Source organism: Mesorhizobium sp. CU3 (assembly GCF_006442965.1).
GTDB lineage: Bacteria > Pseudomonadota > Alphaproteobacteria > Rhizobiales > Rhizobiaceae > Mesorhizobium.
Window position 1 is genome coordinate 23,653 of sequence record NZ_VFWX01000015.1, and the last position, 15,156, is coordinate 38,808.

Consider the following 15,156-nt stretch of genomic DNA (forward strand, 5'->3'; position numbering starts at 1 on the left):
CAGCCTCTAATGCATAAACTGGCGAAGACAAGCAAGCATCGTGGCTTAACGGCCATGCTTTCCAAGATTCGCCGGCAGGAATACTCTTCCACCAGCGATTCGCGACGCGCACAATGCGGTTCAGGCGGATCCTATGAGGAGAGGGCAATGAAAACGTATATTGCAGAAATTCTCGGCACGTTCTTGTTGGTGTTCATCGGCACGGCCTCCGTGGTCACGGGCGGCTTCGGCGGCGCGCTGCCGCTCGGTCAGGAAGGCATCGGCCTGGCCTTCGGCATCGGCCTGATCGCCGCGGCCTATGCGATCGGCCCGATCTCGGGCGCGCATCTCAACCCGGCGGTGACGCTCGGCGTGTTCCTGGCAGGGCGCATGCCGGCCAAGGATGTCGTCCCCTACTGGATCGCGCAGGTCATCGGCGCCATCATCGCTTCGCTGGCGCTGTGGATCATCGTCTCCGGCAAGGCCGGCGAGCCCATCACCAACTTCGGCGCCAATGGCTGGGACGTGGAGAAATGGGGCATGAGCTCGGCCTTCCTGTGGGAGCTGATCGGCACCTTCACCTTCGTCACCGTCATCCTCGGCGTCACCAACGCCAAGCACACCACGGCCTTTGCCGGCTTGGTCATCGGCCTGACGCTGGCCGGCATCCACTTCGCCATGATCCCGGTGACCGGCACCTCGGTCAATCCGGCCCGTTCGATCGGCCCGGCGCTGTTTTCAGGCAGCGCCGCGCTCGGCCAGCTCTGGCTGTTCATCGTCGCGCCGCTGATCGGCGGGGCAATTGCCGGCGTCGTCGCCAAGGCGGGCATCTTCGAGAAGGACTGAATACAGCTCGACCAAAGAAGCAAAAAGGCGCGCGGCATGGCCACGCGCCTTTTTCCTTGGGAGGATACGACCTTACTTCGCGATGTCGAAGCGGTCGGCGTTCATCACCTTGGTCCAGGCCTTGACGAAATCCTTGACGAACTTCGCCTTGGCGTCGCCCGAACCATAGACCTCGGAAAGCGCGCGCAGTTGCGCGTGCGAGCCGAAGATCAGGTCGGCGCGGGTGCCGGTCCACTTGACTTGCTTCGTCTTGCGGTCGCGCGCTTCGTAGACCTCGTCCGAACCCGGCTCGGAGCCGGCGGCCGGATCCCAGACCGTCGCCATCGACAGCAGGTTGACGAAGAAGTCGTTGGTCAGCGTGCCCGGCTTGTCGGTGAAGACGCCGTGCTTTGAGCCACCGGCATTGGCGCCGAGCACCCGCAGGCCACCAACCAGCACGGTCAGTTCGGGCGCGGTCAACGTCAGGAGCTGGGCGCGATCGACCAGCATCGCCTCGACCGACATCGGCAGCTTGCCCCGGCTGTAGTTGCGGAAGCCGTCGGCAGTCGGCTCGAGCGCGGCGAAGGAGTGCGCATCGGTCTGTTCCTGCGAAGCGTCCATGCGGCCGGGCGTGAATGGCACCTTCACATCCGTGCCGCCGTCCTTCGCGGCCTTCTCGACCGCGGCGACGCCGCCGAGCACGATGAGGTCGGCGAGCGAGACTTTCTTCTCGCCGGCCTGCGCATCGTTGAACTCCTTCTGGATGGCTTCGAGCTTGGCCAGAACCTTGGAGAGTTGCGCAGGTTCGTTGACCGCCCAGTCCTTCTGCGGGCTGAGACGGATACGGCCGCCATTGGCGCCGCCGCGCTTGTCGGAGCCGCGGAAGGTGGAGGCAGAAGCCCAGGCGGTCGATACCAGTTCCGATACCGAGAGGCCGGAGGCGAGGATCTTGGCCTTCAGCGAAGCGATGTCGGCGTCGCTAACCAGCTCATGGTCGACGGCCGGGATCGGATCCTGCCAGATCAGCTCTTCCTTGGGCACGAGCGGGCCGAGATAGCGCACCACCGGACCCATGTCGCGGTGGGTGAGCTTGAACCAGGCGCGGGCGAAGGCGTCGGCGAATTGCTCGGGATGCTGGTGGAACCGGCGCGAGATCTTCTCATAGGCCGGGTCGAAGCGCAGCGCGAGGTCGGTGGTGAGCATCGCCGGCGCATGGCGCTTGGAGGAATTGTGCGCGTCCGGCACGGTGCCGGCGCCGGCGCCGCCCTTCGGCGTCCATTGATTGGCTCCGGCCGGGCTCTTCGTCAGCTCCCATTCGTAATTGAAGAGATTGTCGAAGAAGTTGTTGCTCCATTTGGTCGGCGTCGTCGTCCAGATCACCTCGAGACCGGAGGTGATGGCGTCGCCGGCGATGCCGGAGGCATGCTTGCTCGACCAGCCGAGGCCTTGCGCCTCGATGCCGGCCCCTTCCGGCTCGGCGCCGACAAGGGCGGCGTCACCGGCGCCATGCGTCTTGCCGAAAGTGTGGCCGCCGGCGATCAGCGCCACCGTCTCTTCATCGTTCATAGCCATGCGGCCGAAGGTCTCGCGGATGTCGCGCGCGGCAGCGATCGGGTCCGGCTTGCCGTTCGGGCCTTCCGGGTTGACGTAGATCAGACCCATCTGGACGGCGCCGAGGTGACCCTTGAGCTCACGGTCGCCCGAATAGCGCTCGTCGCCGAGCCACTTGGCTTCCGAACCCCAGTTCACGTCCTGCTCCGGCTCCCAGACGTCGGCGCGGCCGCCGGCAAAGCCGAACGTCTTGAAGCCCATCGATTCCAGCGCGACGTTGCCGGTGAGGATCAGAAGGTCGGCCCAGGAGATCTTGCGGCCGTATTTCTGCTTGACCGGCCACAGCAGGCGGCGGGCCTTGTCGAGATTGGCGTTGTCCGGCCAGCTGTTCAGCGGCGCGAAACGCTGCTGTCCAGCACCCGCGCCCCCACGGCCGTCGCCGATGCGATAGGTGCCGGCGCTGTGCCAGGCCATGCGGATGAAGAGCGGGCCGTAGTGGCCGAAGTCGGCCGGCCACCAGTCCTGCGAATCCGTCATGACCTTATGCAGGTCCTTGACCACCGCATCGAGGTCGAGGCTGGCGAATTCCTTGGCGTAGTCGAAATCCTCGCCCATCGGGTCCGAGAGGTTCGACTGCTGGTGCAGAACGGAAATATCGAGTTGGTTCGGCCACCAATCCTTATTGGTCCTGCCGCCATGTCCATGCGCGACGGGGCATTTGCCAGCGCTGTTGTCGTCGGTTTTCGCGTCCATCCTAGTCTCCAAATCTGCCGAGGTTTGATTCTTGCCGGGTTGATTTCTGCCGGGAATTCCGGGGCGGCCAGCAGGCTGCGCCAATCTGGAATGATTCCAGACTAGGCCGGCCAGTCGATAAAGACAAATTGCCTTTCCTGTTTTTTTCAATAAGATTTTCTTATGATCGGTATCACCATACGTCAGATGCTCTACTTCGATGCGTTGGCGCAGACGCTGCATTTCGGCCGTGCCGCCAAGCTCGCAGGCGTCAGCCAGCCGGCACTCTCCGCGCAGATCGCGGAAATGGAGGAGCGGCTCAACTGCCTGTTGTTCGAGCGCGGCGGCAAGACGGTGCGCCTGACCAACGAGGCAACTGCGCTGCAGCCCCGCATAGAGCGCATCCTTGCCGACATTCGTGACGTCGAGACGACGGCGCGGCGCGGCCGCCCGGCGATGGAAGGCCGGTTCCGCCTCGGCATCATCCCGACGGTGGCGCCCTATCTGTTGCCGCATGCGCTGCCCGAATTGCGGCGGCAATACCCGACGCTGCAGCTCGAACTGCGCGAGGCGGTGACCGCCTCGCTGATCGACGACGCGGCCTCGGGCCGGCTCGACGCCTTCATCGCCGCTTTGCCGCTCGACCATCCGGGCCTCGTCAGCGAAGCGCTCTTTCCCGACCGTTTCTTCCTCGCCGTGCCGGCCGGCGACCCCGCCTTCGCCTCGCCGCCGGTGCCGCCGGAGAGCCCGGCGCTGGAACGGCTGATGCTTTTGGAAGAGGGCCACTGCCTGCGCGAGCAAGCCCTGGCCGTCTGCGGCAGTGTGCGGCCGGTGGCGATGGCCAGCTACGGCGCCACCAGCCTGACCACGCTTCTCCAGATGGTGGCGCACGGGCTGGGCGTGACGCTGGTGCCGGAAATGGCGGCAAGTGCCGCCGGCGTCATGCCGGATTTGAGGATCGTGCCGTTCCAGGAGCCGATGCCGCAACGCATGATCTGCATGGCCTGGCGGCGCAACAAGGTCCGGCAGGACGAATGCGTGGAACTGGCGCGGATTATACGCGGGTTGGATGCGGCGGTGCTGGCGTGAAGCGCCTTCGAGGCGACCCTGTTCTTCGCTGAATTTCTCGTAGCCTGGCTGGCCTCGCAGGGCCGTGACAGGCTTTATGTCTCACACCACACTTGTCCACACTATTTGATGTAGACGAGCACGTACCTGTTTTTGTAGGGCTGGTAGTATTTCGTGCCGCACTGCCAAACCACGATCCCACCGCTATAGGTGGTCTTCACGCAGCCCTTTGGAAGTGTGGTGATGTAGATGGTGGTCCTCTGGATGACGACCGTCTTTGCTTCCACTGATGCGATGAAACCGAATCCGGAGTCGCCCGCCATCGACGAAATCGCGAGCAAAACTCCAACGGCAAATGTGCGCGCAAACAAACCGCGTCTGATCATAGGTTTCCCCTCTCCTTAATCTGCAGAATTTCTAATATAACACCAGCGAGCGAAAGCCTCAACGGATCGATTGATTCCGTTCCATCGAGACTAGGCCAGATCGTCGATGCGGCCCCCGTCACAGCCGGACCCTAAATCAGTGACCGGCAACAATTTCACGGCACAAAGATCAGAAACACATAGGTAAAAAACACCACGACATGGACCATGCCGGTCAGGAACGTCGTTCTTTCCGTGCTGAAGCTTACGGCGCATGTGAAAAGCGCCAGGACCAAAAGCACCGCGTCAGCCGCAGGTAGTCCCAGGGTCAATCCTCTGCCCGTCAGCAGGCTGGCGGCTGCCACTCCCGGTATCGTCAGACCGATCGTGGCGCAGGCGGAACCCATCGCGACATTCAACCCACGCTGCAACTCATTGTTGAGCGAAGCGCGAATTGCCGAAATGGCCTCCGGCATTAACACCAGCCCTGCGATCATTGCCCCGACAATGCTGTCGGACTGCGTCACCTGGTAGGCAACGAGCGTGTCTTCGACACTTGCGGCGACCTGCTCGGCGAGCATGACAATTCCGATCAAGCCACCGAACAGCAGCAGCGCGCTGGCGGCAATGCTTTCGTGAAGGGCAGGTTTAGTCGCAATGTGCGCCTCTCCCTGCACGAAGTCCTCCCGGTGCCGAACGGTCTGGGCGAACACGAAACTTGCATAGAGCAGCACTGAAAGGACGCTGACAAAACCAAGCTGGGCCGCCGAAAATGTGCCGGGATCCGTGGCTTTGGTATAGGTCGGCAGAATAAGCGTCATCACGGTCAGCGCTATCAGAACCGACAGATAGGCGCTGGTCCCTTGCCGGACGATCGCCTGCTTGCGATGGCGCCAGCCGCCAAGCGTGAGGCATATGCCGACGACGCCGGTCGAGGTTATCATCACCGTCGAGAAAACGGACTCGCGCGCCAGCGTCGGGTTGTTTTCTCCATGCAACATCATGGAGACGATGATCGACACTTCGATTGCCGTCACCGCAAAAGTCAGCACCAAGGTTCCATAGGGCTCCCCCACGCGCCGGGCGAGCGCCTCGGCGTGGTCGAGCACCACGAAAATCGTGGTGAACATGATCGCGCTCGACAGCGCGCCAACGACAATCCTAACGTTCAGCGACCCTTCGTCGACCGAAAGGCCGCTGGCCCTCACGCCAAGAGCCATTGCCAAGGCAGCCAAAGGCATCACCCAAGACACCACCGCTCGCCCGTAACCGCCCGATGCGGCCTTGGACGTTGCAACCCTGGGTATTTGCTTAGGCCTGTCTTGGAGCATCCAGCCAACATTCCACGAGATCGGCGGCCCTTGCCGACCAGCGTCCGCTGGTCCCGCTAACTCGTAGGGTACGCCGAGCCCTAGAGCACTCTATTCCAACTCCGGAGGCAAAATCACCGAGCAATTTTGCTGGAATTGCCTTGGTGGCCCTATTGGGACGTATTCTCCTTGACGACCTTCTGGCATTGCGGCGTCAGGTCACTCAGATGATCGTTCAGGCACTTGATGATGCGGCCTCCGCCCTGCTCCACACCCTTGCAGAATTTCTCGTAGTCAGACTGGCAGGCTTCGCGCTCGGCCGCGGTCTGCGCAAATGCGACATTGGCCGTCATCTGAGTTGCCAGAAAAAGCACGCTTAACGCAATCCGCATGACAAACTCCTCAAAAAAAGCTAGGTTCACGCAATTTCACAGCAATACGATTTATATACCGAAGTATTCAGAGGGGCAAAATGGTTTTCTCGTGGAGGAGAGCCGCGCCGACGGCGGGTTTATTCGCAATTGCAGCAATTTTATTGTGCTCTTGCAGCAAAGAAAACAGTTACGAGCCGCCCCCGCCACCCAAGATAGATGTAGCGCTCCCGGTCAAGCAGACTGTAACGCCCTATCTCGAAGCCACAGGCAGCGCCGCGGCGGTGAACACGACGCCGCTGGTTGCACGTGTCGCCGGCTTCATCCAGGAAATCGACTATAAGGACGGAGATGAGGTCAAGGCCGGTACAAGGCTGTTCCTAATCGAACAGGATACCTACCAATTGGCACTCGAACAGGCGCAGGCCGGGCAGGGTTCGGCCGACGCCTCCGCCAAGCAGTCCGGAGCCGACCTGAAGCGGCAGCAGGAACTGCTGTCACAGAAGATCATCTCGCAATCGACCCTCGATCAGTCCGCCGCCGCGGCGGATGTCGACGCCGCCAAGCAGAAGCAGAGCGCGGTCGACGTCCAGCAGGCTCAGCTCAATTTGAGCTACACCGAGGTCAAGGCGCCGTTTTCCGGCATCGTCGGCGCCCGCCAGGTGTCGATCGGGCAACTGGTCGGCGCCGGCAGCGCCACCACGCTCGCGACCCTGGTTCAGCTCGCGCCCATCTATGTCAACTTCAACATATCGGAGCAGGACGTGCTGCGCATTCGCGCCGCCATGGCCAAACGAGGCATCACCGGCAAGGACCTCAAGAAGATACCGGTCGAAGTCGGCCTGCAGAACGAGACAGGCTATCCGCACAAGGGAATGCTGGACTACGCCTCCCCTGAGGTTACGGCCACCACCGGCACGCTCGCGGTGCGCGCCGTGCTGCCCAACGACGATCGGGCATTGCTTCCAGGCTATTTCGTGCGCGTGCGAGTGCCGCTGGGAGAAGAACCGGACGCGCTGCTGGTTCCCGACCGAGCGATCGGGAGCGACCAGAGGGGCCGCTACCTGCTCGTCGCCGGAAAAGACGACGTCGTCGAGGAGCGTCCGGTCGAGATCGGCCAGCTTGTCGGCGTCTTGCGCGTGATCAGCAAGGGGATCACCGCGGAAGACCGCGTTCTGGTCTCCGGCCTGCTGACCGCCGTGCCTGGCCAGAAGATCGAGCCGCAGGTGAAAACGCTGGACGCGGCTACGGCCGGCGGCGCTGCGCAATGATCTCCAAATTCTTCATCGAGCGGCCGGTCCTGGCCAATGCAATCGCCATCCTCATGGTCGTCATCGGCCTGGTCTCGCTCTTCGGCCTGCCGGTGGCGCAATATCCCGACGTTGTGCCGCCGACCGTTTCGGTGACCACCCGCTATCCTGGCGCCAGCGCGCGCTCGGTGATCGACACGGTGGCGCTGCCGATCGAGCAGCAGGTCAACGGCGTCGAGGGCATGCTCTACATGCAGTCCTTCTCCGCGTCGGACGGCAGCTACAATCTGACCGTCACTTTCCAGATCGGCACGGATCTGGACCAGGCGCAGGTGCGTGTCCAGAACCGGGTGTCCACTGCGCTGGCATCGCTGCCGCAGGCGGTGCAGGTGCAGGGCGTCAACGTCCAGAAGAAATCGACCTCCATCCTCGAGATCGTCACGCTGACTTCGCCGGACAAGCAATATGACAGCCTTTATCTCGCCAACTACGCAACCATCCGGCTGAAGGACGAGCTCTCGCGCATACCCGGCGTCGGCAACGTGAACGTGTTTGGCGCGGGGCAGTATTCGATGCGCGTCTGGCTCGACCCGCAGAAGATGCAGGTGCGCGGCCTTACCACGCAGGACGTCGTCCAGGCCCTGCAGCAACAAAGCGAGCAGGTCACCGCTGGCCAGGTCGGCGCGCCGCCTGCGCCCGACGGACAGTCCTTCCAATATACGATCGAAGTGTCCAGCCGCCTTGACGACCCCGATCAGTTCGCCGCGGTGATCGTCAAGACCGGCGCCAATGGCGACCTGACCCGCGTGCGCGATGTCGGGCGGGTCGAGCTAGGCGCCCAAACCTATGGGCAATTCTTCAACCTCGACGGCCAGCAGGCGGCGGGTCTCGCCATCTTTCTGTCGCCGGGCGCCAACGCGCTCGACGTAGCCGGCAAGGTCGAGGCCAGGATGAAGGAACTGTCTGGCGAGTTCCCGCAGGGGCTTGCCTACTCGATCCCGTTCAACACCACGATTTTCGTCAGCCAGGCGATCGACGAAGTCTATAAGACGCTGCTCGAGGCCGCGGTGCTGGTGCTGATCGTCATCCTGCTCTTCCTGCAGGACTGGCGGGCGATGCTGGTGCCGGCAACGACTGTGCCGGTGACCATCATCGGGGCCTTCGCGGCGATGCTCGCGCTTGGCTTTACCGTCAACCTGTCGACCTTGTTTGCCATCGTGCTTGCCATCGGCATCGTCGTCGACGACGCCATCGTCGTGGTCGAGGGGGCCGCGCATAACATGGAGCGCGGCATGTCCGGCCACGATGCGGCGGTCGCGGCCATGAATGCGCTGTTCGGGCCGATCATCGGCATCACGCTTGTGTTGATGGCGGTGTTCCTGCCTGCCGCCTTCCTGCCCGGCCTTACCGGGCAGATGTATGCGCAGTTCGCCCTGGTCATCGCGGCAACGGCCTTGATCAGCGCCGTCAATGCGGCAACGCTGAAGCCCACGCAGTGCGCGACCTGGCTGAGGCAGCCGGTGCCGCTGGACAAGCGCAACGCCTTCTTTCGCGGTTTCAATGCCGTCTATCAGCGCGCGGAAAACGGCTACACCCGCCTGATCGGATCCATGGTGCGCCACAGCACGGTGATGGGCATCATCGCGCTGCTCATCATCGGCGCGGCGGGCTACGGCATGTCGCGCGTGGCCACCGGTTTCATTCCGATCGAGGACCAGGGCTACCTGCTCGCTTCGGTGCAACTGGCCGACGGTGCGTCGCTCGGCCGTACGCAGGACACGCTGCAACAGATCTCGACCATCGCCAAGGCAACACCGGGGGTCGACCAGGTGGTGACGATCTCCGGCCTCTCGGCCCTCGACAACAACTCGACCTTGGCCAATGCCGGCGTTGCCTACATCATCCTCAAGGACTGGAGCGTGCGCGGCAAGGGCGAGGATCTCGCCTCGCTTTACGCGACGCTGAACAAGAAGCTGTCGGACATGGCGGACGGCAATGTCCTGGTGCTGCCGCCACCGCCGATCCAGGGCATCGGCAACGCCGCCGGCTTCACCATGCAGGTCGAGTTGCGTGACGGCAGTTTCGACCTTGCGAAGCTGCAGGGCGCGACCAGCGCGCTGACCAGGGCAGCAGCCACGCAGTCCGGCATCCAGCGCGTATCGGCAACGTTCCGATCCAACGTCCCGCAATACCAGGTCGAGTTCGACCGCGAGAAGGTACAGATGCTCGGGCTGACCACCGACCAGGTGTTCCAGACGCTCGCCGGCTATCTCGGCTCGACCTATGTCAGCCAGTTCAACAAGTTCGGCCGGGTCTTCCAGATCTATGTACAGGGCGATTCTCAGTTCCGTCTGTCGCCCGAGGACATCGGCCGGCTGACCGTGCGCAACCAGAGCGGCGACATGATCCCGCTCAGCACGGTGCTGACGGTCAAGCCAAGCGTCGGCCCCTCGCTGATCAGCCTCTATAACCTCTATCCCTCGGCATCGGTGCTTGGCGTGCAGGCGCAGGGTTTCTCATCAGGTGATGCAATCAAGCTGATGGAAGCGGCCGCGGCCGACACTCTACCGCCCGGGACCGGCTACGACTGGACCGCGCTCTCCTTCCAGGAAAAGCTTGTCGGCAGCCAGATCTACCTGGTATTCGGCATGGCACTGCTGTTGGTCTATCTGGTGCTGGCGGGCCAGTATGAGAGCTGGCTGGCGCCGATCTCGATATTGCTCGCCGCGCCGCTGTCGCTGGTCGGTCCGGTGCTGGTGCTCAATGGACTCCACATCGACAACAATCTCTACGTCCAGATCGGCCTGATCCTGCTGATTGCGCTGTCGGCCAAGAACGCCATCCTGATCGTCGAGGTCGCGCGCGAATTGCGCGCTGCCGGCAAACCGATCGTCGAGGCGGCGATCGAAGCAGCCCGCGCCCGCTTCCGTCCCATCCTGATGACGTCCTTCGCTTTCATCCTCGGCGTCGCGCCGCTGGTGCTGGCGACAGGCGCCGGGGCGAGCGCACGTAAATCGATCGGCATCACCGTGTTTTCGGGCATGATCGCCTCGACTTGCCTTGCCGTTCTCTTCGTGCCTGCCTTCTTCGTGATCCTGCAGCGATTTGAAGAATGGCGCGCCGAGCGTAAGGCGAAGCGGGTTGCGGTTGGCGGCTAGGTTCAAGCCGTCACACCGTCTTCCGCGCAGGCTTTAGGACACAGCCCAGGATTGAGCGCCATTTTGCGCATCGAATATCTCGATTGCCTGGCGAACCGCCCCGCAGAATCGTTCCAGAAGTTCCTGCTCATTCCCCAGTCGACGGCGCAGCGAGAAGGGCACTTCCAGTTGCGCCCCTTTGCCCGTCAGTCCTCGGTTGACGATGTTCGAATCCTGGATGCCAGGAAACGGATGGTTGTCCTTTTGTGTCTGGAAGCCGGCCTCCTGCAGACGCCAGGCTATCTGCGAAACCAGCGCCGCGTCCTTGCCACCCATATAGACCGTCGAGGGATCGTCCCGATCCTGACGACCGTGGATAGCGACGACGATCGACTTCGTCCGCAACAGTTCGAGCGCGGTCCCCTCGTCGAAGTTCCTGGACGTTATGTGCAGCTCCCGGTTGCTCTCCGGCATGAGCCCTTCGAAGCAATACATGTCGAGATCGCGCCCTGCTATCGTCTCGGTGATCAGGGACGTGCGGGGCTCGATCTTCCCGCCATGCGGGGCCATGACGATCGCGCCGCCGGTTCGCGCGCCGCGCCGGACGACGATGCGATAGTCCACGTTTTCGGTTTTGGCGGCTTTCAGCGCCGCGAAATTCGGAAATTCGTTATCCACAATCCCGTCCAAATAAACAGTTCGCAGTCCGCGCTCTAAGCAATTCCAGGAAAAGTGCGTAGCGGTTTTCCGCCCGGAATTGCGTGAAAATATAGACTCAGAGCGGTTCGGCGATTCCGTTAAACGCTGGACCGCTCTAAGCGCGTTTTCCAAAGGTTGGGTACTTTCGCATCAATCCGGTTTCAAGCCGTCTTCTGGGCCACCAGCCCCAGTTCCTCGACCATCGCCTCGCGCATCAGGAACTTTTGAGGCTTGCCGGTCACTGTCATCGGCAGCTCGGTGCGGAAACGGATGTAGCGCGGCACCTTGTAATGGGCGATCTGGCCGGCGCAGAAGGCCTTGATCTCCTCGGCGGTCGCGACTTGGCCGGGTTTCAAGACGATCCAGGCGCAGAGCTCCTCGCCATATTTGTCGTCCGGGATGCCGAAGACCTGCACTTCCTTGACCTTGGGATGGCGGTAGAGGAATTCCTCGACCTCGCGCGGATAGACGTTCTCGCCGCCGCGGATGACCATGTCCTTCACCCGGCCGACAATGTTGCAATAACCCTCGGCATCGATGGTGGCGAGGTCGCCGGTGTGCATCCAGCCATCGGCGTCGATCGCCTCGCGGGTCTTTTCGACGTCGTCCCAATAGCCCTTCATCACCGAATAGCCGCGCGTGCAGAGCTCGCCCGGCTCGCCGACCGCGACGATGGCGCCATCGGCGCCGATGGCTTTCACCTCGACATGCGGGTGGATGCGGCCGACGGTGGAGACGCGCTTTTCCAGCGGGTCGTCGACGCTGCTCTGGAAGGAGACCGGGCTGGTCTCGGTCATGCCGTAGGCGATGGTCACCTCAGACATATGCATCAGCGACACCACCTTCTTCATCACCTCGATCGGGCATGGCGAGCCGGCCATGATGCCGGTGCGCAGGCTGGAGAGGTCGAAGCCGGCAAAATCCGCGTGGTCGAGCATGGCGACGAACATTGTCGGCACGCCATAAAGCCCGGTGCAGCGTTCCTGCGCCACAGCCTTCAGCGTCGCGCCGGCGTCGAAGCCTTCGCCCGGGAAGACCATCGTCGCGCCCTTGGTGACGCAGCCCATGGTGCCCATCGACATGCCGAAGCAGTGGTAGAGCGGCACCGGGATGCAGAGGCGGTCGTCGACGGTGAGCTTTATCGCGGAGGTGACGAAATTGCCGTTGTTGACGATGTTGGCGTGGGTGAGCGTCGCGCCCTTCGGCGCGCCCGTCGTGCCGCTCGTGAACTGGATGTTGATGGCGTCGCCCGGCTTCAGACTCTCGGAGATGCGGTCGAGACTGTCATGCTCGTCGCGGCCGGCCATGGCCAGCACATCGCCGAAATTGAACATGCCCGGCGAATTGTCGTCGCCCATGCGGATGACGATCTTCAACGCCGGCAGTTTTCTCGCCTTGAGTTTGCCGGGCTGGGATGTGGCGAGCTCGGGCGCCAGCGTCTCGATCATGCCGAGATAGTCGGAGGTCTTGAACGCTGCCGCGGTGACCAACGCCTTGCAGCCAACCTTGTTGAGGGCATATTCGAGTTCGGTCAGCCGGTAGGCCGGGTTGATGTTGACCAGGATCAGCCCGATGCGCGCGGTGGCGAACTGCGTCACCAGCCATTCCCAGCGGTTTGGCGACCAGATGCCGACGCGGTCGCCCTTTTCCAGGCCAAGCGCCAGGAAGCCGGCGGCCAAGGCATCGACCGCATCCGACAGCTCGCTCCAGGTGAAGCGCTTGTCCTGGCCGACGAAGATAGCGGCGTCGAGCGTGGCGTATTTGCTCACCGTGTCGGAAAACAGTTCCGGAATGGTCATGTCGAGCAAAGGCACCGAGCGGCCGCCTGAGACATGTGCCCTGCCGTCGACCGGAACAATGAAGCTGTTGCGCGTCTTGCGCAGATTGCTGGCGTTCATCAGCTCGTCGAGTTTGATCGCCATCGCCGTCTCCTCCCGGGATGATTGAACCTATCAGCCCGCAAAGGCGGAGGAAACCCGCCCAAGGTAGAGACACTGCTTTGGTTTGACGCAATTCCGGACGGAAAACCGCTTCACACTTTTCCTGGAATTGCTCTAACGGACGAGCGCGCTCATCTTCGCGGCGATGTCGCGCAATTGCGCTTCATCCTTCGCGTCACGAACCTTCTTCGAAGCCACCAGGCAGGCCTGCGAATTCAGGATCGTGCCGTCGCCCAGCACCTTGAGATGATTGGCGCGCAGCGTCGAGCCGGTGGTGGTGATGTCGACGATGACGTCGGCCAGGCCCGCCGCTGGCGCGCCCTCGGTGGCGCCGAGGCTTTCGACGATGCGGTAGACCTGGATGCCGTGCTTGAGCGAAAAGAACTGCTGCGTCAGCCGCCAGTATTTGGTCGCGATCCTGAGGCGCCGGCCATGGCGCTGGCGGAAATCGGCGGCCACGTCGTCGAGGTCGGCCATGTTGTCGACATCGAGCCAGATGTCGGGCACGGCGACCACGACATCGGCATGGCCGAAGCCAAGGCGCGCGACGATTTCGGCCCGCGCTTCCCAGTCGGCGAGGTTCTCGCGCACCAGATCCTCGCCGGTGATGCCGAGATCGACGGCGCCCTGGCCGATCTCGCCGGCGATCTCCGATGCAGACAGGAACGCCACCTCGACGGCGTCGAGGCCGTCGATGCGGGCGCGGTATTTGCGGTCGTCCTCGGGCAGCGTGACGGCCAGCCCGGCCTTGGCCAGCACTTCCAGCGACTGTTCCTTGAGACGGCCCTTCGAGGGGATCGCCAGCGTAATCATCAGGCATTCCCCCGCAAGGCTTCGATGCGGTCCAGCCAGACCGAGAAGCCGACGCCCGGGATCGGCTTCTTGGCGCCGAGCAGCGTCAGCAGGCGATCGTAGCGGCCGCCGCCGGCCAGCGGACGGTCGCCGCCTTGCGCCGCGATCTCGAAGACGAGGCCGGTGTAGTAATCCAGCGGCCGGCCGAAGGCGGCATCGTAGCGTATGCTTGATGACGGCAGGCCATGCGCCTCGATCGCCTTGGCGCGGGCGGCGAAATTCTCCAGCGCCGGACCCAATGACAGGCCGGCGTCGGCGGCGAATTTTTCGAGCGCCGTGGTCGCGTCGCCCAGCGCGACGTCGATCTCGAGGAAACCCTTCAGCGCCGAGAAAGCGTCGTCGGACAGCCTGACGCTGCGCAATTGCGCCTTCTCGATCAGCCGGCGCGCAATGTCGGCAGGCGCCCGGCCGCCTGAAGCCGACAACCCGGCCTGCTCCATGCCTTCGGCGATATGCGCGGCCAAACCTTCTGCATCGCCGTCGAGCACCAGCAAAGCGACCGGACCGGCAAGCTGGCTGTTGCGCGGCGGGTTGGCGAGATCGGCCAGGGCCGCTTCCAGCATCGGCGCCGAGCCGAAGGCGCGCGCAAGCCGCATGCGCCAGCCTCGCGGCAGGCCAAGCGCGGCCAGCACCGCCTCGAACAAGGTCTGGTCGCCGAGCGTGATCGCCAGCGCCTTTCCGGGCAGTGCCAAAGACAGCAGCGCATGCGCGTCGGCCAGCGAACGGGCATCGGCGGCGGCGATGTCGCGGTCGCCGAGATCCTCGATGCCGGCCTGGAAGAACTCGTTGCCGCCCTCGCGGCGCTGGCGGAAGACTTCGCCGAGATAGGAATAGCGGCGCGGCGTACCGGCCTGGCTGGCGATGTGGTCGAGGCAGACGGGGATGGTGAATTCCGGACGCAGGCACAGCGTCTTGCCGGTCTCGCTTTCGGTCAGGAAGATGCGGCGGCGCAGGTCTTCGCCAGCCATATCGAGGAACGGATCGGCGGGTTGGAGCACAGCGACTTCGACGGCGTGGGTGTCGCGGGTGGCGAAAAGACTGGTGATGTCGGCGGCGATGGCGGGGCGGGTGGTCATG

The 15,156-nt window shown here is 63.2% G+C and carries 12 protein-coding genes; 4 read left to right on the forward strand and 8 right to left on the reverse strand.

Annotated features, from left to right (window positions below; all coding sequences use genetic code 11):
- Positions 1-147 precede the first annotated feature (147 nt).
- Complete coding sequence (locus FJ988_RS21895; RefSeq protein ID WP_140820431.1) at positions 148-825, forward strand: MIP family channel protein; 678 nt, start codon at positions 148-150, stop codon at positions 823-825.
- 72 nt (positions 826-897) lie between these two features.
- Here the strand turns inward: FJ988_RS21895 and katG are convergent, their stop codons facing one another.
- Positions 898-3,108 (reverse strand): catalase/peroxidase HPI, encoded by a 2,211-nt coding sequence (katG, locus tag FJ988_RS21900; RefSeq protein ID WP_140820432.1) that lies wholly within the window; start codon positions 3,106-3,108, stop codon positions 898-900.
- 162 nt (positions 3,109-3,270) lie between these two features.
- Here katG and FJ988_RS21905 point away from each other — a divergent pair, with 162 nt between their 5' ends.
- Entirely contained in the window at positions 3,271-4,176 is a 906-nt protein-coding gene (locus tag FJ988_RS21905; protein WP_140820433.1) for a hydrogen peroxide-inducible genes activator, read from the forward strand.
- A gap of 101 nt (positions 4,177-4,277) precedes the next feature.
- On the opposite strand, the gene FJ988_RS21910 is transcribed toward FJ988_RS21905, so the two are convergent.
- The 3 genes from FJ988_RS21910 to FJ988_RS21920 form a co-directional block, all read right to left on the reverse strand.
- Entirely contained in the window at positions 4,278-4,541 is a 264-nt protein-coding gene (locus FJ988_RS21910; RefSeq protein WP_140820434.1) for a hypothetical protein, read from the reverse strand.
- Positions 4,542-4,696: 155 nt separating this feature from the next.
- Positions 4,697-5,761, reverse strand: a complete 1,065-nt coding sequence (locus FJ988_RS21915; RefSeq protein ID WP_246688635.1) for a calcium:proton antiporter — start codon at positions 5,759-5,761, stop codon at positions 4,697-4,699.
- A 239-nt stretch (positions 5,762-6,000) separates the two neighbouring features.
- Positions 6,001-6,222, reverse strand: a complete 222-nt coding sequence (locus FJ988_RS21920; RefSeq protein ID WP_140820436.1) for a cysteine rich repeat-containing protein — start codon at positions 6,220-6,222, stop codon at positions 6,001-6,003.
- Between the two features lie 80 nt (positions 6,223-6,302).
- Between FJ988_RS21920 and FJ988_RS21925 the strand changes: the two genes are divergently transcribed.
- Both FJ988_RS21925 and FJ988_RS21930 read left to right on the forward strand, forming a co-directional pair.
- Positions 6,303-7,472, forward strand: a complete 1,170-nt coding sequence (locus tag FJ988_RS21925) for an efflux RND transporter periplasmic adaptor subunit (RefSeq protein WP_140820437.1) — start codon at positions 6,303-6,305, stop codon at positions 7,470-7,472.
- The gene (locus FJ988_RS21930; protein WP_140820438.1) at positions 7,469-10,609 is read left to right on the forward strand and encodes an efflux RND transporter permease subunit; all 3,141 of its coding nucleotides are present in this window, start codon (positions 7,469-7,471) and stop codon (positions 10,607-10,609) included. Before FJ988_RS21925 ends, FJ988_RS21930 begins: the two co-directional genes overlap by 4 nt.
- A gap of 33 nt (positions 10,610-10,642) precedes the next feature.
- Here the strand turns inward: FJ988_RS21930 and FJ988_RS21935 are convergent, their stop codons facing one another.
- From FJ988_RS21935 to FJ988_RS21950, 4 genes are all read right to left on the reverse strand, one after another.
- The gene (locus FJ988_RS21935) at positions 10,643-11,266 is read right to left on the reverse strand and encodes a poly-gamma-glutamate hydrolase family protein (RefSeq protein ID WP_181183630.1); all 624 of its coding nucleotides are present in this window, start codon (positions 11,264-11,266) and stop codon (positions 10,643-10,645) included.
- 182 nt (positions 11,267-11,448) lie between these two features.
- The gene (locus FJ988_RS21940) at positions 11,449-13,209 is read right to left on the reverse strand and encodes an AMP-binding protein (RefSeq protein WP_140820439.1); all 1,761 of its coding nucleotides are present in this window, start codon (positions 13,207-13,209) and stop codon (positions 11,449-11,451) included.
- Positions 13,210-13,341: 132 nt separating this feature from the next.
- Positions 13,342-14,040, reverse strand: coding sequence for an ATP phosphoribosyltransferase (gene hisG, locus FJ988_RS21945; protein ID WP_140820440.1), 699 nt, complete (start codon positions 14,038-14,040; stop codon positions 13,342-13,344).
- The gene (locus tag FJ988_RS21950) at positions 14,040-15,155 is read right to left on the reverse strand and encodes an ATP phosphoribosyltransferase regulatory subunit (protein ID WP_140820441.1); all 1,116 of its coding nucleotides are present in this window, start codon (positions 15,153-15,155) and stop codon (positions 14,040-14,042) included. The genes hisG and FJ988_RS21950 overlap by 1 nt, the downstream gene beginning before the upstream one ends.
- Position 15,156 lies beyond the last annotated feature (1 nt).

Coding starts and splice junctions, on each gene's coding strand:
- FJ988_RS21910 (WP_140820434.1), bottom strand. CDS start 4,541: ATGATCAGACGCGGTTTGTTTGCGCGCACATTTGCCGTTGGAGTTTTG.
- FJ988_RS21940 (WP_140820439.1), bottom strand. CDS start 13,209: ATGGCGATCAAACTCGACGAGCTGATGAACGCCAGCAATCTGCGCAAG.
- FJ988_RS21925 (WP_140820437.1), top strand. CDS start 6,303: ATGGTTTTCTCGTGGAGGAGAGCCGCGCCGACGGCGGGTTTATTCGCA.
- FJ988_RS21930 (WP_140820438.1), top strand. CDS start 7,469: ATGATCTCCAAATTCTTCATCGAGCGGCCGGTCCTGGCCAATGCAATC.
- FJ988_RS21905 (WP_140820433.1), top strand. CDS start 3,271: ATGATCGGTATCACCATACGTCAGATGCTCTACTTCGATGCGTTGGCG.
- FJ988_RS21920 (WP_140820436.1), bottom strand. CDS start 6,222: ATGCGGATTGCGTTAAGCGTGCTTTTTCTGGCAACTCAGATGACGGCC.
- FJ988_RS21895 (WP_140820431.1), top strand. CDS start 148: ATGAAAACGTATATTGCAGAAATTCTCGGCACGTTCTTGTTGGTGTTC.
- hisG (WP_140820440.1), bottom strand. CDS start 14,040: ATGATTACGCTGGCGATCCCCTCGAAGGGCCGTCTCAAGGAACAGTCG.
- FJ988_RS21915 (WP_246688635.1), bottom strand. CDS start 5,761: ATGCCTTTGGCTGCCTTGGCAATGGCTCTTGGCGTGAGGGCCAGCGGC.
- FJ988_RS21950 (WP_140820441.1), bottom strand. CDS start 15,155: ATGACCACCCGCCCCGCCATCGCCGCCGACATCACCAGTCTTTTCGCC.
- katG (WP_140820432.1), bottom strand. CDS start 3,108: ATGGACGCGAAAACCGACGACAACAGCGCTGGCAAATGCCCCGTCGCG.